Annotated in this window: 22 protein-coding genes; 12 read left to right on the top strand and 10 right to left on the bottom strand. The window is 65.8% G+C overall.

All coding sequences use genetic code 11. The features are described 5' to 3' along the window. Window positions 1-15: 15 nt before the first annotated feature. From ACFOPO_RS15080 to ACFOPO_RS15070, 3 genes are read left to right on the top strand one after another with little or no spacing between them, the layout of a single operon-like run. Window positions 16-759: a SapC family protein gene (locus tag ACFOPO_RS15080; protein WP_386704205.1), complete on the top strand. Its 744-nt coding sequence runs from the start codon at window positions 16-18 to the stop codon at window positions 757-759. 5 nt (window positions 760-764) lie between these two features. Continuing rightward, window positions 765-1790: a cupin-like domain-containing protein gene (locus ACFOPO_RS15075; RefSeq protein ID WP_386704204.1), complete on the top strand. Its 1026-nt coding sequence runs from the start codon at window positions 765-767 to the stop codon at window positions 1788-1790. Window positions 1791-1829: 39 nt separating this feature from the next. Then, window positions 1830-3350, top strand: a complete 1521-nt coding sequence (locus ACFOPO_RS15070; RefSeq protein ID WP_386704203.1) for a tryptophan halogenase family protein — start codon at window positions 1830-1832, stop codon at window positions 3348-3350. Window positions 3351-3372: 22 nt separating this feature from the next. On the opposite strand, the gene ACFOPO_RS15065 is transcribed toward ACFOPO_RS15070, so the two are convergent. From ACFOPO_RS15065 to ACFOPO_RS15030, 8 genes are all read right to left on the bottom strand, one after another. Beyond that, the gene (locus ACFOPO_RS15065; RefSeq protein WP_386704202.1) at window positions 3373-4698 is read right to left on the bottom strand and encodes a sensor histidine kinase; all 1326 of its coding nucleotides are present in this window, start codon (window positions 4696-4698) and stop codon (window positions 3373-3375) included. Beyond that, window positions 4695-5435, bottom strand: a complete 741-nt coding sequence (locus tag ACFOPO_RS15060; protein ID WP_386704201.1) for a response regulator — start codon at window positions 5433-5435, stop codon at window positions 4695-4697. The genes ACFOPO_RS15065 and ACFOPO_RS15060 overlap by 4 nt, the downstream gene beginning before the upstream one ends. 27 nt (window positions 5436-5462) lie before the next feature. Then, the gene (locus tag ACFOPO_RS15055; protein ID WP_386704200.1) at window positions 5463-6011 is read right to left on the bottom strand and encodes a thioredoxin family protein; all 549 of its coding nucleotides are present in this window, start codon (window positions 6009-6011) and stop codon (window positions 5463-5465) included. 2 nt (window positions 6012-6013) lie between these two features. Beyond that, window positions 6014-6736, bottom strand: a complete 723-nt coding sequence (locus ACFOPO_RS15050) for a cytochrome c biogenesis CcdA family protein (protein WP_386704199.1) — start codon at window positions 6734-6736, stop codon at window positions 6014-6016. Between the two features lie 85 nt (window positions 6737-6821). Beyond that, entirely contained in the window at window positions 6822-7241 is a 420-nt protein-coding gene (locus tag ACFOPO_RS15045; protein WP_386704198.1) for an organic hydroperoxide resistance protein, read from the bottom strand. A 154-nt stretch (window positions 7242-7395) separates the two neighbouring features. Continuing rightward, window positions 7396-7689: a hypothetical protein gene (locus ACFOPO_RS15040; protein WP_386704197.1), complete on the bottom strand. Its 294-nt coding sequence runs from the start codon at window positions 7687-7689 to the stop codon at window positions 7396-7398. Then, complete coding sequence (locus ACFOPO_RS15035; RefSeq protein WP_386704196.1) at window positions 7686-8378, bottom strand: NAD(P)H-binding protein; 693 nt, start codon at window positions 8376-8378, stop codon at window positions 7686-7688. Before ACFOPO_RS15035 ends, ACFOPO_RS15040 begins: the two co-directional genes overlap by 4 nt. 78 nt (window positions 8379-8456) lie before the next feature. Continuing rightward, window positions 8457-9029: a TetR/AcrR family transcriptional regulator gene (locus tag ACFOPO_RS15030; protein ID WP_386704195.1), complete on the bottom strand. Its 573-nt coding sequence runs from the start codon at window positions 9027-9029 to the stop codon at window positions 8457-8459. Window positions 9030-9193: 164 nt separating this feature from the next. On the opposite strand from ACFOPO_RS15030, the gene ACFOPO_RS15025 reads away from it, so the two are divergent. The 6 genes from ACFOPO_RS15025 to ACFOPO_RS15000 all read left to right on the top strand — a co-directional run bounded on the left by ACFOPO_RS15025 (window position 9194) and on the right by ACFOPO_RS15000 (window position 18789). Further along, window positions 9194-9712, top strand: coding sequence for a DUF2975 domain-containing protein (locus ACFOPO_RS15025; protein WP_386704194.1), 519 nt, complete (start codon window positions 9194-9196; stop codon window positions 9710-9712). A 15-nt stretch (window positions 9713-9727) separates the two neighbouring features. Continuing rightward, window positions 9728-9958 (top strand): helix-turn-helix domain-containing protein, encoded by a 231-nt coding sequence (locus tag ACFOPO_RS15020; protein ID WP_386704193.1) that lies wholly within the window; start codon window positions 9728-9730, stop codon window positions 9956-9958. A 228-nt stretch (window positions 9959-10186) separates the two neighbouring features. Then, window positions 10187-15574 carry a HAMP domain-containing protein gene (locus ACFOPO_RS15015; RefSeq protein WP_386704192.1) on the top strand — a complete coding sequence of 1796 codons (5388 nt, stop codon included), beginning with the start codon at window positions 10187-10189 and terminating at the stop codon, window positions 15572-15574. Next, window positions 15559-17277 carry a response regulator gene (locus ACFOPO_RS15010; protein WP_386704191.1) on the top strand — a complete coding sequence of 573 codons (1719 nt, stop codon included), beginning with the start codon at window positions 15559-15561 and terminating at the stop codon, window positions 17275-17277. Before ACFOPO_RS15015 ends, ACFOPO_RS15010 begins: the two co-directional genes overlap by 16 nt. Next, window positions 17274-17957: a sensor histidine kinase gene (locus tag ACFOPO_RS15005; RefSeq protein ID WP_386704190.1), complete on the top strand. Its 684-nt coding sequence runs from the start codon at window positions 17274-17276 to the stop codon at window positions 17955-17957. Before ACFOPO_RS15010 ends, ACFOPO_RS15005 begins: the two co-directional genes overlap by 4 nt. Window positions 17958-18039: 82 nt before the next feature. After that, on the top strand, window positions 18040-18789 hold the full coding sequence (locus ACFOPO_RS15000; protein ID WP_386704189.1) for a response regulator transcription factor: 750 nt from the start codon (window positions 18040-18042) through the stop codon (window positions 18787-18789). Here ACFOPO_RS15000 and ACFOPO_RS14995 read toward each other — a convergent pair. After that, a complete protein-coding gene (locus ACFOPO_RS14995) occupies window positions 18786-20735 on the bottom strand; it encodes a PAS domain S-box protein (RefSeq protein WP_386704188.1) in 1950 nt (649 codons plus the stop codon). The two genes, ACFOPO_RS15000 and ACFOPO_RS14995, sit on opposite strands and share 4 nt — an antisense overlap. 381 nt (window positions 20736-21116) lie before the next feature. Here ACFOPO_RS14995 and ACFOPO_RS14990 point away from each other — a divergent pair, with 381 nt between their 5' ends. Both ACFOPO_RS14990 and ACFOPO_RS14985 read left to right on the top strand, forming a co-directional pair. Next, window positions 21117-21431, top strand: a complete 315-nt coding sequence (locus ACFOPO_RS14990) for a hypothetical protein (protein ID WP_386704186.1) — start codon at window positions 21117-21119, stop codon at window positions 21429-21431. A 300-nt stretch (window positions 21432-21731) separates the two neighbouring features. Beyond that, the gene (locus ACFOPO_RS14985; RefSeq protein ID WP_386704185.1) at window positions 21732-22202 is read left to right on the top strand and encodes an Hsp20/alpha crystallin family protein; all 471 of its coding nucleotides are present in this window, start codon (window positions 21732-21734) and stop codon (window positions 22200-22202) included. 511 nt (window positions 22203-22713) lie between these two features. Here the strand turns inward: ACFOPO_RS14985 and ACFOPO_RS14980 are convergent. After that, entirely contained in the window at window positions 22714-23556 is an 843-nt protein-coding gene (locus tag ACFOPO_RS14980) for a cupin domain-containing protein (protein ID WP_386704183.1), read from the bottom strand. 114 nt (window positions 23557-23670) lie between these two features. Here ACFOPO_RS14980 and ACFOPO_RS14975 point away from each other — a divergent pair, with 114 nt between their 5' ends. Continuing rightward, on the top strand, window positions 23671-24444 hold the full coding sequence (locus ACFOPO_RS14975; protein ID WP_386704181.1) for an alpha/beta fold hydrolase: 774 nt from the start codon (window positions 23671-23673) through the stop codon (window positions 24442-24444). The last annotated feature ends 471 nt before the right edge of the window (window positions 24445-24915 follow it).

Here is a 24915-nt window from a genome sequence, read left to right as displayed (position 1 = left end):
TACTTGTCCCGCCCAATGGCCCAATACGAACTGCTCAACAACATCCAGCACAAGGACCTGCGGGTCGTCACCCGTTTCGGCCGCGAGTTCGGCGACGAGACCGGCATGGTGGTGGCCTTCCCGACGGAATTCGCCGAGTTGCAGCGCGAGTACCCAATCTTCTTCCGCAAGGACGGCGAGAACGGGCAATGGCAGGCAGTTGCGCTGCTCGGATTCGAGCGCAACGAAAACCTGTTCCTCGACGACAGTCGCTGGAACGCCAGCTACCTGCCTGGTGCGATCGCCAAGGGGCCGTTCCTGATCGGCTTCCAGGAGCAGCGCGTCGATGGCGAACTGCGCCGTGAACCGGTCATCCACGTCGACCTGGACAACCCGCGCGTCAGTTTCGCCGAGGGTGAACCGGTGTTCCTCTCGCACGGTGGCAACAGTCCTTACCTCGAGCACATCTCCGCGGTCCTGCGCGGCATCCGCGACGGCGTGGAAGCGGGCGCGGCGATGTTTGCCGCCTTCGACGCGCTCGGCCTGATCCAGCCGATGAAGCTGGAACTGCAGCTCGACGAGCAGCATCGCGTCAGCCTCGCCGGACTGCACGGGATCGACCGCGAGCGCCTGGCCGCGCTTGACGCGCAATCGCTGCACCAGCTGCATCAGGCCGGCTACCTGGAAGGCGCTTACCTGGTGCTGTCGTCGCTGCACAACCTGCGCCGGCTGATGGCCGAGAAGCAGCGTCGCCTGCGACTGGCGGCGGAGCACCGGTGACGGGCATGGCAGTGGACGTGGCAAGCCGGATTCGCGAGATCGACTGCGCCGGTACCGGTTCGCTGCCGATCGATGAGCTGCTCGCATCCGGGCAACCGGCGGTACTGCGTGGCGTGGCGGGCAACTGGGGACTCGTGCAGGCCGCATCGCGCTCGATGCACGATGCCATGGAGTACCTGCGCGGCTTCTATAACGGCCAGCCGGTGACTTATTCATGGGGCGGGCCCGAAGTTGCCGGCCGGCCGTTCTACAACGCCGATTTCACCGACTTGAACACGCAGGTGCGGCGCAGCGAGCTGGGGCAGGTGCTCGACGAGATTGCCGCGCACGCCGACGATCCGCAGCCGCCGACCTACTACGTCGCGTCGCTGCTGGTCGATTCGCGCCTGCCGGGAATGCGCGCCGAGAACGATCTCGACCTGGCGGCACACGGCATCCAGGCCCCGCCCAGCATCTGGATTGGCAACCGCGTCACCGCGTCGTGCCACTACGATGCCCTCAACAACATCGCCTGCTGCGCGGTCGGCCGCAGGCGCTTCACGCTGTTCCCGCCGGAACAGATCGTCAACCTGTATCCGGGGCCGCTGGAGCCCACGCCAGGTGGCCAGGCGGTCAGCGTCATCGACTTCGCCGCGCCGGATTTCGAACGCTACCCGCGTTTCCGTGACGCGCTCGCTGCGGGGCAGAGCGCCGTGCTCGAGCCGGGCGATGCGATCTTCATCCCGAGCCTGTGGTGGCACCACGTGCAGGGACTCGAGCCATTCAACGTGCTCGTCAATTACTGGTGGAGCAGTGCCGCGGCCTACGTGCCAACGCCCATGCACGCCCTCTACCACGCACTGTGGACCCTGCGCGACCGGCCCGAGCGCGAGAAGCAGGCCTGGCGCGACATCTTCGACTATTACGTCTTCGGTCCGGCCGACCGGGCCGGCGAGCATCTTCCCGAAGCGGCGCGGCAGGTGCTCGGGCCGCTGGATGAATCCATTGCGCGGCAGTTGCGCGCGATGCTGATCGGCAAACTCAATCGTTGAGCCGGCGATGCCGGCGTCCATTGCAAGCGGGGGCTAGAAATGCAGAACGGCAGGATTCGCAAGGTGGTGATCGCAGGCGGCGGTACCGCGGGCTGGCTCGCGGCGACGGCGCTGACGCACCAGTTCCGCGAGCAGCTGGAGGTGGTACTGATCGAGTCCGAGCAGATCGGCACGGTCGGCGTCGGCGAATCGACGGTGCCGCCGATCCGCAACTTCCACCGCTTCCTGCAGATCGACGAACAGGAGTTCCTGCGTTCGGTCGCCGGTACGTTCAAGCTGTCGATCTCGTTCGAGAACTGGCGTCGCCATGGCGAGCGCTACATCCACCCCTTCGGCATCACCGGGCATGGCACGCTGGTCTGCGGCTTCCACCATTTCTGGCTCGACAGCCTGCGCCGCGGCATGCCGTCGGAGCTGGGTGACTTCTGCCTGGAAACCGTGGCCTCGCGCGGCGACAAGTTCGCGCTGCTGGAGTCGCCGCAGGTCAACTATTCCTATCACCTCGATGCCGGGCTGTATGCGCGCTTCCTGCGCGGCAAGGCCGAGGGCTACGGGCTCAAGCGGATCGAAGGCAAGATCCGCGAGGTCAGGCAGAACGGCGAATCGGGCTACGTCGAGTCGCTGGTGCTCGAAGACGGGCAGGTGATCGAGGGCGATCTGTTCATCGACTGCACCGGCTTCCGCGGCCTGCTGATCGAACAGACGCTCAAGACCGGCTACGAAGACTGGAACAACTGGTTGCCCTGCGACCGCGCGGTCGCACTGCAGACCGAATCCGTCGGCCCGCCGGTGCCGTACACGCGGGCCATCGCGCACGAGGCCGGCTGGCGCTGGCACATCGCGCTGCAGCACCGGGTGGGTTGCGGCCTGGTGTATTCCAGCCGCCACATGTCCGACGACGAAGCCCGCGACAAGCTGCTGCGCGATGCGGCCGCGCCGGTGATCCGCGAGCCGTGGCCGGTGCAGTTCCGCACCGGTCGTCGATTGATGGCCTGGAACAAGAACGTGGTGTCGCTGGGCCTGGCAAGCGGCTTCATCGAGCCGCTGGAGTCGACCAGCCTGCATTTGTCGATGACCTCGATCGTGCGGCTGATCGAATCGTTCCCGCACGACGGCATCCCCCAGTCGCTGGTGGACCTGTACAACGCGACCGGTCGCGCCGAGATGGAACACGTGCGCGACTTCATCATCCTCCACTACCACGCCAACCAGCGCGAAGAAGCGATGTGGAAGCAGTGCCGCGAGATGGAGGTGCCGGACTCGCTGAAGATCCGCCTGCGTGCATGGCGCGAGCGTGCGCATGCCTGGCAGGGCGCGAACGAGCTGTTCCGGGTGGATTCGTGGACGCACGTCATGCTGGGGCAGGGAATCGTGCCGGAGCAGCATCATCCGTTGTCGAGTGGCCTGTCCGACGACGACATGCGCAAGCTGCTCCCTGGCATCCGCAGGCCCATCGACGAGGCCGTCGCGCGCATGCCGTCGCAGCAGGAGTTCATCGACCGCTATTGCAAGGCGTCGCCCGAGGTCTGGGCGGCCGGCCGGCCCAAAGTGTCGGCCTGAAGTGCCGGCCTGACCGGGGCCGTCAGGCCGCGGGCAGCGTGATCGTGGCGACGAGTCCACCGCCGTCACGACCACGCAGCTGCAGGCTGGCGCCAATCGCCACGGCCAACTGCTGAGCGATCGCCAGTCCGAGCCCGGCGCCGCCGGTGTCGCGGTTGCGCGACGCTTCCAGGCGGTAGAACGGCTCCATCACCGATTCGAGTTCGGCATCGGCGATGCCGGGGCCGCGATCGAGCACGCTAATGGTGACGACGCCGTCCGCGCCGACCTGCGCGGCCACTTCCGCGGCACCGGCATACTTCACGGCGTTGTCGATCAGGTTGCCGACGACCCGGCGCAGGGCGCGCGGTCGCGTGGTGACCGGGACGCCAGCGTGCGCCGTGACGGTGACCGGTTTGCCGGTGTCCTGGTAATCCCAGACGAGGCTGTCGAGGAATGAATCCAGATCGACCTTGAGCGCCGGCTCGACGCCACCGTGCGCACTGCGGGCATAGGCAACGCCATCGCGCACCAGGTGCTGCATCTCGTCGATGTCGGCCAGCAGCTTGTCGGACGTGGGTGATGGATCCATCGCTTCGACGCGCAGCTTCAGCCGCGTGATCGGGGTCTGCAGGTCATGCGAGATCGCGGAGAGGATCTGCAGGCGTTCCTTCAGGTGCAGGGCGATGCGGTCCTGCATCGCATTGAATGCCGACACCGCCTTGGCCACTTCGACGGGGCCGCCTGCCGGCAGTTGCGGACTGCCGCCGGTGGGACTCAACGCATCGGCGGCATCCGCCAGTTGCGCCAGGGGCCGGGTGATCTGGCGCACCGCCAGCCAGGCACATGCCAACAGCAGCACCAGCTGCACGCCGAGCACGAATGGCAACCACTGCGCGACCGGCATGACCGAAGGCGTGAGCTCGATGGTGACGGGCGCGCCATCGCCCAGCGTCAGGTGGACCTGCAGCCGTTCGGGGTGGGTGGAGGTCGTGTTGCCATGCACCTTGTAGCGCTCGCCGAGCACGCCGCCGATGAGGCGGGTGATCTCACGCGCCCGCTCGGTGGCCAGTTCGCCGCCTTGTTGGCCTGGGCCCAGGATGTAGCGGTAGGTCCTGCGCTCGAACTTGGGGATCCACGGTGGCCGCTCGGCGGCAGGCAGGCGGTCGAGCATGGCGATCGAGGTGGAGACGTCCTTCTCGAGGTTGCCCATCATCATCGACGTGGACGACTCGTAGCGCTCGTAGAACAGCATCCCGAACGACAGGCCGTGCGCCAGCAGCAGGCCGGTGAACAGGATCAGGTACAGCCGCGACGCGATCGTGCGCGGCAGCAGTCGCGACCACATTGAGGGCCCTGTTGCGGTCATGCCCCGTCGTCCAGCAGCGTCACCGGCATGCTGAACACATAGCCTTCGCTGCGCACGGTCTTGATGTAGGCCGGTTCGCGGGAGTCGTCCTTCAAGCGCTGGCGCAGGCGGCTGACCAGCAGGTCTATCGAGCGGTCGAACAACTCGGCCTCGCGTCCCTGGGTCAGGCTCAGCAGCTGGTCGCGGCTCAGTACGCGCTGCGGATGGTCGAGGAACACCCGCAGCAGCCGGAACTCGGCGCCGCTGAGCGCCACGGCCGTGCCCTCGGGATCGAGCAGGTGGCGGGCCGTGGTGTCGAGCCGCCACTGGCCAAACTCGAGCAGGCGACTGGCCTCGGTGACCTGCAGGTTCGGCGGCAGCATGCGCGTGCGGCGGATGACCGCGTTGATGCGTGCCAGCAGTTCGCGCGGCGAGAATGGTTTGGTGACGTAGTCGTCCGCGCCCATCTCCAGCCCGATGATGCGATCGGTGGCGTCGTCGCGTGCGGTCAGCAGGATGATGGGAATCGCCTTGTGCTTGCTGGCGCGCAGGTTGCGGCTCAGCACCAGGCCATCGTCGCCGGGCATCATGATGTCCAGCACGATCAGGTCGATGGCGTTGGTGTCGAGGATGGCGCGCATCTCGCGGCCATCCGCCGCCAGCGACGTGCGGAAGCCGTTCTTCTGCAGGTAGTCGGCCACCATGCCGCGAATGTCGTGGTCGTCATCGACGACCAGGATGTGGTCCGTGTGATCCATGTGATTCCTGAAGCCTCGCCCGTTGCCTTATTTTGCTTCGAGAAGACGGCGCACCTTGTCTTCGGTTTCGGCGTAGTTGCCTTCGCCGAAGTGGTGGTAGACCACGTGTCCCTCGCGGTCGACCAGGTACAGCGCCGGCCAATAGCGGTTGTTATACGCTTCCCACGTGTCGTAACCGTTGTCCTGCGCCACCGGGTACTCGATGCCGAAACGCTTCACGGCGTCCTCGACATTGCCGCGGATCTTCTCGAAGCCGTACTCCGGTGTATGCACGCCGACCACGACCAGGCCCTGGTCCTTGTAGCGCTCGTGCAACTGCTTCACATGCGGCAGCACGTGCACGCAGTTGATGCAGGAGTAGGTCCAGAAATCCACGAGGACCACCTTGCCGCGCAGTTGCGCCATGGTCAGCGGGGCGCTGTTGATCCAATGATCGATGCCCTGGAATTCCGGGGCAAGCGGTGCCGGGGAAATGCTGGTGCCCGGTACAGGATCGGCAGCACTGGCCCCGGGTGTGCAGGCGACGGCGAGCACGCTCATGCAAAGGGCGGTGAGGATGGGCTTGATCACATTCATGGTTATAGACCTGTCGAGACAGAGGGGAGCCACTGCGTGGCCCAGGCGGAGAACAGGACGTCGTACTGGAAGAGCTGGAGCGTGGCGACGGCTATGGCGATGGCACCAAATGCTCGTCGGATCAGCTCGGCGCGACGGTTGAGGAAGGCCAGGCGCGCGGTGATCCAATGCCCGCCGTAGGCAATGGCGAGCATCGGAAGCCCAGCGCCGACGGCGTAGATGGCGAGCAGCGAGGCGGCTTTTCCTGGCGCCTGCGAACTGGCCGCGAGCGACAGCACCGAGGCCAGGATCGGACCTGCGCAGGGCGTCCACGCCAACCCGAGCGAGGCACCCACCAGCAGCGCCGCGACAGTGCCGCTGCGGTGCTGGCGCGGCGAGGATGTGGTCGCCCGCGCGGACCGCCATTGCTGCACCCGCGCCACCAGCCAGTTGAACGGCGCCGGCCACAGGCAGGCCAGGCCCGCGGTCAGCAGCAACCAGATCGATCCGGTGCGGATGATCTGCTGCAGCTCACCCGACGACGACGACAGCGCGCCGATCAGGATGCCGCTGGCCGCGAACGTAACCACGAAGCCGGCGACGATCAGCGCTGGTTCAAACCGGCTGCGCCCCGTGGTGGTGGCCAGCACGATGGGCAGCACCGGCAGGATGCAGGGCGACAGAATGGTGGCGATGCCGGCTGCGCCTGCGAGTGCGAACTCGAGCGCCATTGCGTGTTCGATCATGATTTCAGCCCCGTGCTTGCCCGGTGGCCCGGGCGACGCTGCGTGTCGACAAAGGCCCGCCTGGAACCAGGCGGGCAGGGCAGGGTCAGACGAGGTTGATGGTCACGCCGATGTTGCCGCGCGTGGCCTTCGAGTACGGGCAGGTCTGGTGCGCGGTCTCGACCAGTTCACGCGCGGTCGCGGCGTCGATGCCCGGCAGGCTGACGTTGAGGCGAGCCTGCAGGCCGTAGCCGTCGGCGTTCTGGCCCAGGTCGACTTCCGCATCGACGGCGAGATCGGCCGGCAGCTTGATCTTGCGGCTGGCCGCTGCCTTGCCGATGGCACCGATGAAGCAGGCCGACCAGCCAGCCGCGAACAGCTGTTCCGGATTGGTGCCCGGACCGGACGAACCCGGCGTGGAGAGCTTGATGTCGAGGCGTCCGTCGGAACTCTGCGAGGCGCCGTCGCGGCCGCCGGTGGTGTGGGTCTTGCCGGTGTAGATGACGTTGTCGAGCTGGGTGGTCATGGCGATACCTGATGGGGGAGGTGTTGGACATCGGCTTGTGAATCCGATGGCGCAATTCTTCCCGCGACCTGTTCGCCGGATGTGTCAGGTATCGCTGCTAATGCAAGTTTGTGTGGCCGTCAGGCGGGCCGACACAGTTCGTTACAAATCGCCGTCAGGGGGCGGCCAACCGCGGTCGCTGCGGCGCGTGCGCAGGCGGGACGGTCGCCAGGACGACGGTTCGCGGCCTCACGTTCACTGAGTCGACCTGGCATCCGGTCGCCTCGATCGCGCTGACGACATCGTCGCCCCAGAACCGGCCTTCGATGCGCACGCTTCGGCGTTGCAGGTCGATCTGGATCCTTGCGCCAAGGTCGACCCGGAGCAGGGCGCGCAGCAGTTCGGCTTCCTCCGCCGCGGTCGTGGCGAGGGTGAGTTCCAGATGCGAATCGGGTTTCTTCGTGCTCATTGCATGGCCTCCTGAGGTTCGCCCCGTCGTGCGGCTTCTTCGATGTCGCGGCTCTCCAGCACTGCGTTCGCGGCACCGCTGCGGGCGACTTCGAGCATCGCCTGGCCTATGCGTTGCGTGGAGAGGATCGTGTGCGGAAACAGAGAGCGTGCAAGCGACAGCAGCGGGCTGGTCACGGTGTATGTCCGCTGGATCCAGCCGGTTCTCGATTGCACGCCATGCAGCGGCTGGATGACGCCTGGGCGGAACAGGTAAACCGCCTTGAACGGCAGCTGCTTCAGCGCGTTCTCGGTGCGTCCCTTCACCCGCGCCCACATGATGCGACCGCGCTCGCTGCCATCGGTGCCGGCGCCGGTGACATAGACGAAGGTCATCGCGGGATTCAGGCGGGCGAGGGCGGTTGCCGCCGCCAGGGTGAAGTCGTAGGTCACGCGGGTGTAGTCGGCTTCGGTCATGCCCAGCGACGACACGCCCAGGCAGAAGAAGCAGGCGTCGAATCCCTGCAACTGGTCCTGGACGGCGGCGTAATCGAGGAAGTCGCGGTGGACCAATTCGCGCAGTTTGGGATGTGCCTGGCCGGTGGCGGTGCGGCCGACGGTCTGCACCACGCTGACGTCATCGGCCAGCAGGCATTCGCGCAGCACGCCTTGGCCGACCATCCCGGTGGCGCCGAAAATCAGGACCTTCATGGGATTTCACTCCGAAATCTAGGGGGAGGGAGCGTTACTGAGTGTCCACGCACTCATTAATTGGGGCAAAAAAAGGCATCAGGCGGACGCAACTGCCCGCCAGAACGCTTCGAAACCGGCCGCGCGGTACTGATCGGCGGCAGCCGGCTCCTTGAGCATGAAGTCCATGGTGGCCTCGGCGATCGCTACCAGGATCGCGCCCACGTAGGCCGGCGGATGCTCGCGCAACACGCCCTTGGCCATGCTCTCCTGCAGCATCGACTGGAACTCGGCGAAGCCTGCCGATGCGATGGCGCGGGTGTCGTCGGTGATGCGGTCGGACACCGCCAGCTGCGCCACGACCTTGCGCTTGTCTACGTTGACCAGGCCCCAGTCGACGTACTCGCGCCAGACATGGCTTGCACGCTGCTTGATGTCGGCGGCGCGAGGGTAGGTGGAGAGCATCGCCTCGCGCAGCTCGCGCTTGATCTCCATGTAGAGCTGGTTGAGCAGCTCGTCCTTGTTGCTGAAGTAAGTGAACAGCGTTCCTTCGGCGACGCCTGCGACCTTAGCGATCCGGGCGGTCGGCGCGCTGATGCCGTCCTCGGCGAACACCTGGACGGCGGCGGCGAGCAGGGCGTTGCGTTTGTCTTCGCTGCGGGGACGGGCCATCGGGATCGGTCGGTACTTAGGTGAGTGCGTGCTCAATCATAATCCCATCTTGCGCCATCGCGCAATTGCCCAAGCGGAGCAATGGGAGATCGTATGACGATATGCATATTGCCGTTAAACAATAACGAGAATATCGTCACGCAATATCCCGACGGAGAGGTCCCATGTCCCAAGCCGACTCCACGGCGCTGAGCGCCTCCCGAATCCTCCTCAAGGTCCTGCGCGTCCTCAATATCGGCATGGCCGTGGGCCTGGTCCTGGCCGTGCCTGCCAGCTTCTTCTTCGCGCCGACGTTCTTCGAGTTCTTCAGCAAGAAGCCGCCTCGCATCGATCCGTCGATGCTCCTGCCGACGCTGCGCGTGTGGCTGGTGATGGCGCTGCTGATGGTTGCCCTGATCCATGTGCAGCTTTCCAGGCTGCTGGCCGTGGTCGCGACCGTGCCTGACGATCCCTTCGTGCCCGAGAACGCGGTGCGGCTGAAGACCATTGCCTGGTGCATGCTGGGCATCGAGCTGCTCAGGCTGGTTTTCGGCATCCTGGCCGGCACCATGAATGCCGCCGGGTCGAACATCGACTGGAAGTTCTCTGCCAGCGGATGGGTCGCCGTGGTCCTGTTGTTCGTGCTGGCGCAGGTCTTCGAAGCCGGTGCGCGCATGCGGGCCGACCTGGACACGTTGATCTGAGGCTGATGACCCGACATGACCATCTTCGTGAAACTCGACGAGGTGCTGCACGTTCGGCGCATGACCCTCACCGAACTGTCCGGGAAGGTCGGCATCACCCTGGCCAACCTGTCCATCCTCAAGACCGGCAAGGCACGCGGCATCCGCTTCAGCACATTGCAGGCGATCTGCGAGGCACTCGATTGCCAGCCCGGTGATCTGCTGGTGAACCGGCCGGACCCGGCAAGCGATTCCGAGGCCAGTTGATTCGCTTTCCCGCTTTACTTCGCACCGCCAGTCAATGCCTTGTGAATGCACGGTCACCCCGAATCAGCTAGGGTTGCCGATGGCTTAGGCATTGGGGGGTGTCTGGTGAGTAAGGTGGGAAAGAAGACTGGCGTCTCGACGGCTGCAAAAAAGCCGGCGGTGAAGAAACAAGCGACGCCCAGTCAGGCTCGTGACACGCCAGCTCGTGACACGTCGCCACGCGACACGATGGAACTGCTGATCGAGAGCATGAACGCCGTTCTCGAGGGCGATTTCGGCGTGCGCCTGCCACTGCATTGGGAAGGCCCGGAAGGCAGGCTCGCGCACATCCTCAACGGCATCATCAGCCATAACCGGCGCCTCGCGGCAGAGCTGTCCCGCGTGGGCGAATCGGTGGGACGCGAAGGCCAGACCCGGCAGCGCATCGCCCCGGCCAATCGCCAGGGTGAATGGGCGGGCATGGAACTGTCGGTCAACCATCTCATCGACGACCTGGTGCGTCCGGTCGAGACCATGACCGAGGCCATGGCCGGTGTCGCCAAGGGCGACCTGACCCGCACCGTTCCGCTGGAAGCCGATGGCCGCCCGCTCAAGGGCGAGTTCCTGCGCTCGGCGAACATCGTCAACCGCATGATCGAGCAGATGGGCGAGTTCAGCTCCGAGGTCACGCGCGTGGCCCTGGAAGTGGGCACCGCCGGCCGCCTCGGCGGCCAGGCCAAGGTCAAGGGCGTATCGGGCGTCTGGAAGGACCTGACCGACTCGGTCAACCAGATGGCCAGCAACCTGACCGCGCAGGTGCGCAACATCGCCGACGTGACCATCGCCGTGGCCAACGGCGACCTGTCGCGCAAGATCACCGTGGACGTGCGCGGCGAGATCCTGCAGCTGAAGGAAGCCATCAACACGATGGTCGACCAGCTCAACGGCTTCGCTGCCGAAGTCACGCGCGTGGCGCGCGAGGTCGGCACCGAAGGCAAGCTCGGCGGCCAGGCGATCGTGCCCGGCGTGGCCGGTACCTGGAAGGACCTGACCGACTCGGTCAACGCGATGGCCTCCAACCTGACCTCGCAGGTGCGCAACATCGCCGAGGTGACCACGGCCGTGGCGCGCGGCGACCTCTCGCGCAAGATCACGGTGGACGTGCGCGGCGAGATCCGCGAACTCAAGGACACCATCAATACGATGGTGGACCAGCTCAACGGCTTCGCCGCGGAAGTGACGCGCGTCGCGCGCGAGGTCGGCACCGACGGCAAGCTCGGCGGCCAGGCCGAAGTGCCCGACGTCGCCGGCACCTGGAAGGACCTGACCGACCACGTCAACTCGATGGCGTCGAACCTGACGCTGCAGGTGCGCAACATCGCCGACGTGACCACGGCGGTGGCCAAGGGCGACCTGTCGCGCAAGATCACGGTGGACGTGCGCGGCGAAATCCTCGAGCTGAAGAACACCATCAACACGATGGTGGACCAGCTCAACGGCTTCGCGGCCGAAGTTACGCGCGTGGCCCGCGAAGTGGGCACCGAGGGCAAGCTCGGCGGCCAGGCGCTCGTGCCCGGCGTCGACGGCACCTGGAAGGACCTGACCGACTCGGTCAACGCGATGGGTTCCAACCTGACCTCGCAGGTGCGCAACATCGCCGAGGTGACCACGGCCGTGGCGCGCGGCGACCTCTCGCGCAAGATCACGGTGGACGTGCGCGGCGAGATCCGCGAACTCAAGGACACCATCAATACGATGGTGGACCAGCTCAACGGCTTCGCCGCGGAAGTCACGCGCGTGGCGCGCGAGGTCGGTACCGAAGGCAAGCTCGGCGGCCAGGCGCAGGTGCCCGGCGTGGCCGGTACCTGGAAGGACCTGACCGACTCGGTCAACCAGATGGCGTCCAACCTGACGCTGCAGGTGCGCAACATCGCCGACGTGACCACCGCGGTGGCAAAGGGTGACTTGTCGCGCAAGATCGGCGTGGACGTGAAGGGCGAGATCCTGGAGCTCAAGGACACCATCAACACGATGGTGGACCAGCTCAACGGCTTCGCTGCGGAAGTGACGCGCGTGGCGCGCGAAGTGGGCACCGAGGGCAAGCTCGGCGGCCAGGCGCAGGTACCCGGTGTGGCCGGCACGTGGAAGGAGCTCACCGACAACGTCAACTCGATGGCGTCCAACCTCACCACGCAGGTGCGAAATATCGCCGAAGTGGCGACCTCGGTGGCGCGCGGCGACCTGTCGCGCAAGATCGCGGTGGATGCGCAGGGCGAAATCGCCCAGCTGAAAGACACGCTCAACACGATGGTGGACCAGCTCAACGGCTTCGCCGCGGAAGTCACGCGCGTGGCGCGCGAAGTGGGCACCGAGGGCAAGCTCGGCGGCCAGGCCACCGTGCCCGGCGTGGCCGGTACCTGGAAGGACCTCACCGACAACGTCAACTCGATGGCGTCCAACCTCACCACGCAGGTGCGCGGCATCGCCGCGGTGGTGACCGCGGTGGCCAAGGGCGACCTGGACAAGAAGCTCACGGTGGAGGCCAAGGGCGAGATCGCCGAACTGGCCGAGACCATCAACGGCATGACCCAGACCCTGGCAATCTTCGGCGACCAGGTCACCACGGTGGCGCGCGAGGTGGGCGTGGAAGGGCGCCTGGGCGGCCAGGCGAACGTGCCCGGCACCGCCGGCATCTGGGAAGACCTCACCGCCAACGTCAACCAGCTCGCGGCCAACCTCACCACGCAGGTGCGCGCGATCGCCGAGGTGGCAACGGCGGTGACGCAGGGCGACCTGACGCGTTCGATCCAGGTCGACGTGCGCGGCGAAGTGGCCGACCTGAAGGACAACATCAACGCGATGATCGGCACCCTGCGTGCCACCACCGAGAGCAACCGCGAGCAGGACTGGCTGAAGACCAACCTGGCCAAGTTCAGCAGCATGATGCAGGGCCAGCGCGACCTGATCACGCTGGGCCAGATGCTGCTGTCGGAACTGGCGGGGCTGGTCGATGCGCAACAGGGTGTGATGTACATCGTCGAGGAAGGCGTCGAGGGCGACACGCCGCACCTGCGCCAGCTCGCCGGCTATGCCGATACCACGCCCGCCAGCAAGCGCACGCTGGAATTCGGCGAAGGCCTGGTGGGGCAGTGCGCCAAGCAGGCGCGCCTGATCCTGATCCAGAACGTCGGCACCGATGTGGTGCAGATCCAGTCGGGGCTGCTGCAGGCCGTGCCGCGCAGCGTGATCGTGCTGCCGGTGTCCTTCGAAGACCAGATCAAGGCGGTCATCGAGCTGGCCACGCTGGGCGAGTTCACGCAGTCGCAGCTGGCCTTCCTCGAGCAGCTGTCGGGCAGCATCGGCATCGTGCTCAACACCATCGAGGCGACGATGCGCACCGAGCGCCTGCTGGCGCAGTCGCAGCAGCTGGCGGGCGAGCTGCAGTCGCAGCAGGACGAGTTGCAGCAGACCAACGAGGAGATCGCGCTGAAGGCCTCGCTGCTGGCTGCGCAGAAATCCGAGGTCGAGCACAAGAACCAGCAGATCGAGCAGGCGCGTCGTGCGCTGGAAGAAAAGGCCGCGGAGCTGGCGCAGACCTCGCGCTACAAGTCCGAGTTCCTCGCCAACATGTCGCACGAGCTGCGCACGCCGCTCAACAGCATCCTGATCCTGGGCCAGCAGCTGGCGGAGAACCCGGACGAGAACCTGACCCCGCGCCAGGTCGAGTTCGGCAAGACCATCCACGCCGCCGGCACCGACCTGCTGCACCTGATCAGCGACATCCTCGACCTGTCGAAGATCGAATCGGGCACGGTCACCATCGACATCGAGGACATCAGCTTCCTGCACCTGCGCGAGAACCTCGAGCGCGGATTCCGCCACGAGGCGGAACGGCGCGGGCTCGAGTTCGGCATCGACATCTCGCCCGATCTCGGCCCGAAGCTACGCTCCGATCCCAAGCGCCTGCAGCAGATCCTCAAGAACCTGCTGTCGAATGCCTTCAAGTTCACCGAGCAGGGCAGCGTCTGGTTGCGTGCGCACGCGGCGACGCGCGGATGGAGCGACGGCCACCCGGTGCTGTCGACCAGCCCGGTGGTGCTCGCGATCGAAGTCAGTGACACCGGCATCGGTATCTCGCCGGAGAAGCAGCGCATCGTGTTCGAGGCTTTCCAGCAGGCCGACGCCGGCACGTCGCGCAAGTACGGCGGCACCGGCCTGGGCCTGGCGATCAGCCGCGAAATCGCCGGACTGCTGGGTGGCGAGCTGCGGCTGCACAGCGTGGAGGGGGAGGGCAGCACCTTCACCCTGTACCTGCCGTTGCGCCATTCGGGCACCCGCGACAGCTCGCCCAGCGCCCAGCCGGGCCACCTGCGCGCCGAGCTGGTCGAGACGGCCTGGAGCGAAGCAAACGCCGCCGCCAGCGCGGAAGCCATCGATGACGATCGCCACAACCTCAACGTGCAGACACCGACGCTGCTGGTGGTGGAAGACGACGCCCACTACGCGACGGTGCTGCGCGACCTGGCCCGTTCGCGCGGGTTCCAGGTGCTGGTGGCCAGCCGCGGTGCCGATGCGTTGCGCCTGGTCCGCGAGTACCGCCCGAGTGCGATCACCCTCGACATCTACCTGCCCGACATGCTCGGCTGGACGGTGCTTGCGCGCCTCAAGCAGGACCCGTCGACGCGACACATCCCGGTGCAGATCGTGACCATCGAGGAAGGCCGCCACCACAGCATCGAGCGTGGCGCGTTCTCGTACCTGCCGAAGCCGTCGTCAACCGAATCGATTGCCGACGCGCTGCAGCGGATCAAGGACTACACGGTGCCGCGGGTCAAGCGGCTGCTGGTGGTCGAAGACGATGCCGCCGAGCAGCTCAGCATCGTCGAGCTGCTGCGCCATGACGACGTGGACATCGATACGGTGGGCACCGGCGAGGACGCCCTCGAAGCGCTCGGCCAGGGCCAGTACGACTGTGCGGTGCTCGACCTGCGCCTGCCGGACATGAGCGGTTTTGACCTGCTCGACCGCATCCACAACGACGAGCGCCTGCGGCAGATGCCGATCGTGGTGTTCACCGGCAAGGACCTCAGTGCCGAGGAAGACGAGCGCCTGCGGCGCGTCGCCAAGAGCGTCGTGCTCAAGGGCGTGGAGTCGCCCGAACGCCTGCTGGACGAGACCGCATTGTTCCTGCACCGCGTGATCGACAACCTGCCACCGGCGAAGCAGCGCATGGTGCGCAGCCTGCACGAATCCGACCAGGCCCTGCGCGGCAAGAACGTGCTGGTGGTCGACGACGACATCCGCAACATCTTCGCCCTGTCGAGCGTGCTGGAGCGCCACGGCATGACGGTGGCGACCGCCTCCAACGGCCGCGAGGCCATCGAACGGGTGGTGGAGGGGGCCGAACTCGACCTGGTGCTGATGGACATCATGATGCCGGGCCTGGACGGCTACGACACCATGCGCGCCATCCGCGCGCAGCCAGACCGCCGGACGCTGCCCATCATTGCCCTGACCGCGAAGGCGATGAAGGGCGACCGCGAGAAATGCCTGGAAGCCGGTGCCTCCGACTACCTCGCCAAACCGGTGGTGACCGACCAGCTGTTGGGAGTGCTGCGGCAATGGCTTCAGCGCTGACCGTCCCCGAGCCGTCGCGCGCCAAGATCCTGCTGGTCGACGACCAGCCCGGGCGCCTGATGACGTATCACGCGATCCTCGATCCGCTCGAGGAGGAACTGGTCGATGCCCGTTCCGGCCTGGATGCGCTCAAGCTGCTGATGCAGGACGAGTACGCGGTCATCCTGCTGGACGTGAACATGCCGGGCATGGACGGCTTCGAAACGGCCAGCCTGATCCACCAGCATCCGCGTTTCGAGAACACGCCGATCATCTTCGTCACCGCGGTCAACGTCAGCGACCTGGATCGGCTGCGCGGCTACAAGCTTGGTGCGGTCGACTACATCATGGTGCCGGTCATTCCGGAGATCATGCGCAGCAAGGTGTCGGTGCTGGTCGAGCTGTATCGCAAGCGACGCGAGCTTCAGGCCATCAACGACAGCCTGTCGGCGGCCAACCAGACGCTGCAGCTGGAAAAGGCGCGCGAGCTGGAACAGCTCAATGCCTCGCTGCGCGAAGCCAACGAAGCGCTGGCAGCGCGAAACATGCAGTTGCTTGCCGAGAATGCCGAGCGGGTGAAGGCCGAGGAACGCCTGCGCGAAGCCGACCAGCGCAAGAACGAGTTCCTCGCCACCCTGGCGCACGAGCTGCGCAATCCCCTGGCGCCATTGCAGAACGCGCTGGCGTTGCGACGCCTCGGTGCACCGGGCGAAGCCGATCCGCTGTTGGGACTGATGGAGCGCCAGGTCGCTCTGCTGGTGCGCCTGATCGACGACCTGTTCGACATCGCGCGCATCTCCCGCGGCAAGCTCCAGCTCAAGCGCAGCCGCGTGGTCCTGCAGGACGCCATAGCCGTCGCGATCGACAGTGCCCGCCCGTGGATCGACCAGGGCAGGCACGAGTTCAAGGTGCAGATGCCCGAAGAGCCCATCTACCTGGATGCGGACCAGGCCCGCCTGTCGCAGGTGTTTGCCAACCTGCTCAACAACGCGGCCAAGTATTCCGATGCCGCAGGCCGGATCGAGCTGGGCGCGGAGCGCGACGGCGATGGCATCCGGGTCTGGGTGTCCGACCAAGGCATTGGCCTGGCCGCCGATCAGCTCGACCGGGTGTTCGACAGCTTCCACCAGGTGGATGTGGCGGTCGAGCGCAGCCAGGGCGGTCTCGGCATCGGTCTCACCCTTGTGCAGCGACTGGCGGAGATGCACGACGGCCGCGTCGAGGTCACCAGTGAAGGCATCGGCCAAGGATGCACCTTCACCGTGCGATTGCCGGACAACGCACGCGACGTTGCGCCGCCTGCAGCAGCGCAAGCCGGGCCTGCCAAGGCGGCGACGGCACCGCGGCGGATGCTCGTGGTCGACGACAACCGCGATTCCGCCGACACGCTGGCAGCGATGCTGCGAATGCTCGGCCAGGACGCCAGGGCCATCTACGATCCAATGCAGGTGGAAGATGTGCTGCGCAGCTTCGACCCGGCGGTGATGTTCCTCGACGTGGGCATGCCCGGGCGCAGCGGTTACGACATCGCGAGATCGGTCCGGGAAGCAGGCGCCAGCGAGCTGGTGATCGTCGCGGTAACCGGTTGGGGCCAACCCGAAGACCGCGAGCGCACCTCGACGGCCGGCTTTGACCACCACCTGGTCAAGCCACCGGAAATCGCCGCCATCCAGGACATCTGCCAACAACGCGGACGACCACCGCGCCCGGAGAAATCACCATGAGCCAAACGACTCCGGCGTGGATGGGGAAGTGGGCCCACGACCTGCGCGAACCCCTGTCGCCGATCCAGTCAGCGCTGTACCTGCTTCGCCACGGCGGCGGCGAGGGTGCCGAGCGTGACGATCTGTTCGACCTCATCGACCGGCAGATCCGCCGCCTGGTCTCGATGATCGATGAAGTCAACGACTGGGTACGCGCCGACCAGGGACGCCTGCTGCACATCCGCGGCCCCGTCGACCTGATGCTGATCATCGAGGGCACGCTCAGTGTCGCGGGCAGCGGCGGCATCCAGGTCGAGTACGCGCCCGGTGCCGAGCAGGCACGCGTCCAGGGCGATGCTCCCCGGCTCGCCAGCCTGTTTTCCACGGTGTTCTGGCTGATGTCTTCGCCTGACGTGGATGGCGGCAGCGGCAATGCGCGTGCCACCGTTTCGGTCGATCGCGACGCTGGCGTGGTCCGTCTCGAAGGCGCACTGGGTCCAGCGTCGACGGTGCACGGACCGGTCGAGACGCTGTTCGCCCAGCCCCATCCGGCATCGCTGGGCGACGGCATGGGCTTGCGCGCGCTCATCGCATTGGCCATCGCGCGGGGCCACGGTGGCGACCTGGTCATCCTCGACCAGGGGCCATCCGACCCGCGAATCCAACTGACCTTGCCCCTGCACGACGAGGGCTCGGCCTGAGCAATACCACCCGGCGCAAAGGAGATGCAGCCACCAACATGAACTGCCCGCGTATCGCGGGCGCTGCACAGGGGGACATGAGATGCGTATCAATGAAGGCTGCCTGATCCTGGTCGTCGAAGACCACCCGGCCATTGCCGAACTGATTGGCGAATGCCTGGAGATCGGCGGTTACGAAGTGGATTTCGCCCGCGACGGCGTCGAAGCGCTGCGGCTGCTGGGGGAGTCCAACTACGATCTGGTCATCCTCGACCGCTCGTTGCCGCGACTGGACGGCATCAACGTCTGCCGTCGCATCGGCGAGAAGCAGGGCAAGGCGCCGCCGATCCTGATGCTGACCGCGCACGATGCCCTTGAGGACAAGGTGACCGGCCTGGAAGCCGGTGCCGACGACTATCTCACCAAGCCGTTCGCGGCCGACGAACTGCGCGCACGCGTGGCGGCACTGCTCAAGCGCAGTCGCAGGGAGGTCGCCGGTTCAGTGCTGAAGGTGGCCGACCTGGAACTCGACGTCGAGACCATGCAGGTGCGCCGCGGTGGCCAGGAGATCCACATGACGCCCACGGCCCTGCGCATCCTGACCTTGCTGATGCGCCAGGCACCGCGCGTGGTCAGCCGCGAAGAGATCGTACGCGCCGTCTGGATGGGCGAAGAACCCGAGTCGGACAGCCTGCGCAGCCATGTCTACCAGGTTCGCAGGGCCATCGACGGGGATTCGGATCGGCCGTTGCTGCATACGATGGTCACGGCCGGCTACAAGATTGCCGACCTCGGGCCAATGGTCGCGTCCAGCCCGGACGCATCAGGCTTGGCGGAGAGCGGCGCGCGCTAGGCGTTGCCGACGAGTGCTTCGCTCCCGGCCTCGCCGAACAGTTGCGACAACGCGCGCTCTATTTCATCGGGGCGCAGCGGCTTGGTCAGGTGGGCACGGAAGCCCGCCGCCTTCGTTGCGGCAAGGTCGGACTCCTGGCCGTAGCCGGTGACCGCGATGAAAGGCGGTGGGTCGGCCAGTATCTGGCCAAGTTGGCGGGCGACCTCCAGGCCACTGACGTCGGGCAGTCCCAGGTCCAGCAGCACCGCATCGAAGCGGGTTTGGCCAATGGCGGTGATTGCGCTGCGACCGTCGTAGGCGGTCGCGGTGCGATAACCGCAGGCCTGCAGGCGCTGCTGCAGGGTGTCGGCGGCATCGCGATTGTCGTCCACGACCAGCAGGTGGCGTGCACGGGCCCGCGGCGCGGGTCTTGGCGAGTCTGTCGATTCGACGGGTCCGGCCACCATCGGCAGGACGACGAGGAACTCAGCGCCTTTGCCAGCTTCGCCGGTACTGAACGCACTGACTTCGCCCTCGTGCAGCGTAACCAGTTGCTGCACCAGGCTCAGGCCAAGGCCGAGCCCGCCCTGCGTTTGCGGCGAATGGGGTTCACCCTGGACAAACAGGCCGAAAACATCGGCCAGGCGTTCGGGCGGGATGCCCGGGCCGGTGTCACTCACCCGAACCTGGGCATGGTCGCCATTGGCCACCATGGCGGCGGAGATGGTGCCACCCACCGGGGTGAACTTCACCGCATTGCTCAGCAGGTTGCCAAATACCTGGAGCATGCGCGCCAGATCGCCTCTCACCCATACCGGGTCATCGGGCAAGTCGATGCGGAGCAACTGGCCCGAGCGTTGAGCCTCCGGGGTGATGGTCTCCATCGCCTGCGTCATTGCGATGCGCAGGTCGATCACGGCACGCTCGAGCTTGATCTTGCCACTCGTGATGCGGCTGACGTCGAGCAGGTCGTCGACCAGGCGGGTCAGCTGCGCGGCCTGCCTGCCGATCACGTCGCGACAGAACCGCAGCGATTCCGACTCGATCGGCTGGCCCTGCATGATCGCCACCGAGTTGGCGATCGGCGCGAGCGGGTTGCGCAACTCATGCGCCAGCATGGCCAGGAAGGTGGTCAGGCGCTGGCCTTCGTCTTCCAGCGTGCGTATCCGGCGGCGATCGGTGAGGTCGCGCACTACCTTCGCAAAGCCGAGGTGGTGACCTTCCTCGTCGAACAGTGCGGTGATCACCACGCTTGCCCAGAAACGCGTTCCATCCTTGCGGACGCGCCAGCCCTCGTCTTCCATGCGCCCTTCGGCTAGCGCGATCTGCAGTTCGCGGTCCGGCCAGCCGCTGGCAATCACATCGGCGGGGTAGAACCTCGAGAAGTGCTGGCCGACGATCTCGTCGTGCACGTACCCCTTGATCTGCTGCGCGCCCTTGTTCCAGCTGGCGACATGCCCTTGGGTGTCGAGCATGAAGATGGCGTAGTCGCGGACGTTGTCGACCATCAGCCGGAAACGCTCCTCGCTGCGGGCGAGGTTCTGTTCGTGGGCGCGTCGCTCCGTGAGGTCGCGCGTGATCTTGGCGAAGCCGCGAATGGTTCCGTCCGGATGGTCGACCCGCGTGAGGACTATGTTGGCCCAGAACCGCGTCCCGTCCTTGCGCAGCCGCCAACCTTCGTCCTCGAAGCGGCCGGTTGATTGCGCCACCTCGAGCTCATGCTCGGGCCAGCCCTGGTCGATCCGCTCGCGCGGATAGAACACGGAGAAGTGCTTGCCGATGATCTCGTGCGGCTTGTAGCCCTTGATGCGCTCCGCGCCGCGGCTCCAGCTGCGGATATAGCCTTCGTGGTCCAACAGGAAGATGGCGTAGTCACGCACCGACTCCACCAGTTCGCGATAGGCGGCGTCTTCGAGGTCATCTTGCCAATCCCCATGCAGCCGGGGGATCTCGCCACCTGTGCTCACTCCACTCTCCCGCGGTACGACTGTAGGGGCCGATTATGGTCTCTCGCGGACCCCGCCGCATACTTTGGAGGCGGGGGAGGGCGTGCAGGCGCCCTTGAAGCGCGCGCCACGCAGGGCGATTCATTCCGGCTGGTTGAGCCCTAACAATTCATTCAAGCCGAAGCCCCTTCGCGGCTCGGCTTGATTCAGGCGTTGGCGAATGGCCGCTTGTGGCCGATAGCGGTCATTGGGGTAGGGCGGTCGGCTCGGCCAGTGCCAATGTCCGCCTCCCAAAGTGGACATCGCCACCGTTGGGGAAAGTGCATCCACGATCGCGAACCTTGCAGGTCGAGGACCCGGAAGGGAGGCATCACGGATATCAATCGGGAGCCATCAATTGCTGTGGCGGTGCTGGACATTGATCTCGGAGGCGAGACGGGTGCCGACGTCGCCATCCTGCTCACTGAACGAGGGATTCCGAACAACCAGCGCTCCCTAACCCGCCGGGGCTTGGTCGCCGTTCTCGCGTTGCTGGAGAATCTTGGCAGCCTGCGCATCGGCGGCAGCCCGATGTTGGAGGGATTTGCACATCTCGATGCCGGCCGACGTCAGACCCAGCCCTTCCTCGTCCTCAACCACCAATCCGCTCTCGATGAGCCGGTCCCGAACGACGGAGTCATCATCGGTCAGCGCAGTGTGCTGAGAGATCCTTTTTAACACCTCCAGTAAAGCGAGGTCTTCAAGCGAAATTGGATCCATGGCCGTCGGCGTGGGCGCGGCGTACTGCCGCCAGAATCGAGACTATACCAACTGATCGGTCCGGACTGCCTGAGCGCTGGGAACGGTTTCGGCCCACGGCGGACATTCCTGAAGGGTAATTTCTACGAACTTTTGACGACCCTTAAGAATCGCCAACGGACCTGCATCCCCCGCTTGAAAAGACGCGTCGGCGCGCTATTTTTCAGCCCGGATGGGACCTGCCACATCCGGAGATCAACGCTTTTTGGGAGAGATGCGATGAATCAGATGGCTCGCTTTCCGCAGTGGGGCGGACAGGGAACCACAGACCCAGTCCGTCAAATCATCGATCGCCTTTTTGAAGGCAACTTTTTGCAAGGCGGCTCCAGGGACGAATCGTCAGTCGTGACAAGCCAATGGATTCCGTTAGTAGACATCAAGGAAGAGCAGGACCGCTTCATCCTCTATGCCGATATTCCCGGCGTGGACCCCAAGAACATCGATGTGCAGATGGATAGGGGATTGCTCACCATTAAGGGAGAGCGTACCTCCGAGATCGAAGAAAGCGAACGCTTCTCCCGCATCGAGCGCCAACACGGAAGCTTCCACCGCCGTTTTGCCCTCCCCGATAGCGCCGACCCTGAAGGGATTACGGCGACCGGTCACAACGGCGTGTTGCAGATCATGATCCCGAAGCGTCCCGAGACGACCCCTCGCCGCATCCAGGTGGGATCAACCTTCAACAACTGATCTAGTAGCGCCCCGCAGAGGCGGGGCGCTTTCTTTACCTCAATGTTGGTGGGCGCCTATGGACCGACTGACGGAGGAAGCGCTTTGCGATTTGCAGGCTCAGGTTCTTGTCCTTCGCATGGCACTACGGGCTTTGATTCGTACGCATCCAGATCCGGACGCCTGCTTGGCTGCATGGCGCACGACAGTTCCGGATATCGCGTCCGGTCCTGCGGTGCTGCCCGTCTACGCTCGTGGCAGCGAATACGTCACCGAGAGGTGCTTTGCGTTTGCTGAGGACTGGACAGCCGAGTTGGTCGAACACGCGGTTGCATGCAAGGGCAATTAGTGCGTCTCCATGCGCCAGGGGAGACCGGATGACGGCGGGGATGTCCGCTTCTGGCCGATAGCGGTCATAGAGTCGGGCGGGCGTTCGAGCTGGTGGTAATGTCCGCTTCCGACTGGCGAATCCATACTCCTGGCAATCTGGGCGCGCGCGACACACGACTGTCCGCTTGTGGCGGTTAGCGGACTAGTCAGGCCTGCGCTGCACTTTAGTTCGCCCCTTCCACTCCCTGGGCGTTACCCCCACCTGGGCCTTGAAAGCCCGCGACAGCGCCGACTCGCTGGCGTAGCCGGCGTCATCGACCAGTACCTTCAAGGGCTTGCCGCCGCGCAACCCCTTCTGCACCAGCAGGATCCGCCACCGCTGCAGATATTCGCCCGGCGTGCATCCGACCGTGGTGCGGAACGTCTGCGCGAACGAACTGCGCGACATGCCCGCCACCGCCGCCGACGCTTCCAGCGTCCACTCCTCACGCGGCCGTTCGTGCATCGCGGTGATCGTGCGCCGCAGGCGCGGGTGCGCCAAGCCCGCCATCAGGCCGGTCTGCAACTGCTCGCTTTCCATCTGGTGACGCAGCACCTGGATCAGCACCAGTTCGAACAGGCGGCCCAGTACTTCGCGGCGACCGCAGCGCTGTTCGAAGGCTTCCTCAAACAGCAGGTCCAGCAGCAGGCGGGCGCCCGTCAGCTGGTCCAGCGGCAGGCACAGGTAGGCCGGCAGCGCGGACACCAGCGGATTTTCGGTGGCGGATTCGAAGCCCAGGGCCGCGCAGGCCAGGTCGGCGCCTTCCTCGCCTTCCGCCACGAAGCGGTGGCCGCAGGGCCGCGGGTACAGCAGCAGGCTAGGCGTATCGATGGTGATCGACTTGCCCACGGAGTGGTGCACGACCACAGTGCCGCGCCTGACCAGGTGCAGCTGGCCCAAGCCGTCTTCTGTCGCCAATTCATGGGTGCCGCAGATGGTGCCTGTGTTGCGGACCGTGGCCCGCACCGAGAAATTGCCCAGCAGGGCATCGAGCCTGTCGGTCATGTTTGGACTCCATGGCAAGTTTTCTGGACTTTACAGCACATGACGTGCGGTCGACTCCGGGATAGTGGCCTCACCGGGAACGACCCGGCCCACTCACTCCCAAGGAACTCCGCCATGAACTTCCTCGCCCCGCTGGTCCTTGCCTGCGCCCTCGGCCTGAGCGCCGCCGCCACCGCCGCGACCCCTGCTCCGATCGCCGACACCCGCCCGACCGTAGTCCTGGTGCACGGCGCCTTCGCCGATGGTTCGTCCTGGAACAAGGTCATCCCGCTGCTGCAGGCCCAAGGCCTGAACGCGGTCGCGGTGCAGAACCCGCTGACCTCGCTGGACGACGACGTCGCCGCCGCCAACCGCATCATCAACGCCCAGACCGGTCCGGTCGTGCTGGTCGGCCATTCCTGGGGCGGTGCGGTCATCACCCAGGCCGGCGGCAACGCCAAGGTGAAGTCGCTGGTCTACGTCGCGGCCTTCGCACCGACGCTCGGCGCCCACTCGGCCGCCGACACCACCGGCTTCCCGGCGCCCCCGGGCTTCGCGCACTTCATCGCCGACGCCGACGGTTTCCTCACTCTGCCAGCCGACGCAATCGCCCGCGATTTCGCCCAGGACGTGAGCGCCGCCGAAGCCAACCTGATCCACGCCACTCAGGGGCCGGTGCGCGGTGCGAACTTCGAACAGCCTGTCACCGTGGCCGCGTGGACCGCGAAGCCGTCGTGGTACATCGTCGCCGGCCAGGACCGCATGATCGACCCGGGTGCGCAGCGTGCGCTCGCGAAGAAGATCGGCGCCACGACCACCGAGTTGCCGACCAGCCACGTGCCGATGGTGTCGAGCCCGGAAGAGGTAGCGAAGGTGATCATCCAGGCGGCTCGCGCGGCCGCGAAGTAATCCTGCCCGCGGGGTCGGTCGGGAAGTCCGCAAGGGTTTCCCGACGAACTGCGTTGATCAGTCGTCGAGCGACCTGCGGAAAAGCGGCCTGAAGCCTATCCAGCTGCGACCGCGCCAAGTCTGACCGACGCGATCTACGAAAGCGCGATTCACGGCGCGTTCCAGTCTAAGGATTTGCCGTTGTCGATGTCCGTTCTTGGCCGCAAGCCGGTCACCGGGGGCGAGCCCCGTCAGGTGCTAACGTCCGCTGTCGACCCACTGCGGACATTCGGTCTACGTCCGCAGGGCGGCCACCATGACACCTTCCCTGTTGCGCTGGCTCGACCCGGTTATGACTTACGATGCGTTGGGATTCCCGGGATGGATGCACGGCAATGAACAGCGGGCTGGCGGACTTCATCGAGCATCACGCCGAAACGATCATCGAGCACGCGATCACGTTCGCGAAGACCGTGGAAGTCGGTACGCCAC

This window comes from Lysobacter sp. GCM10012299, from assembly GCF_042649405.1.
GTDB lineage: Bacteria > Pseudomonadota > Gammaproteobacteria > Xanthomonadales > Xanthomonadaceae > Lysobacter_J.
Note: the sequence above shows the minus strand (reverse complement) of the source record. Positions and strands in the feature narration are given on the sequence as shown.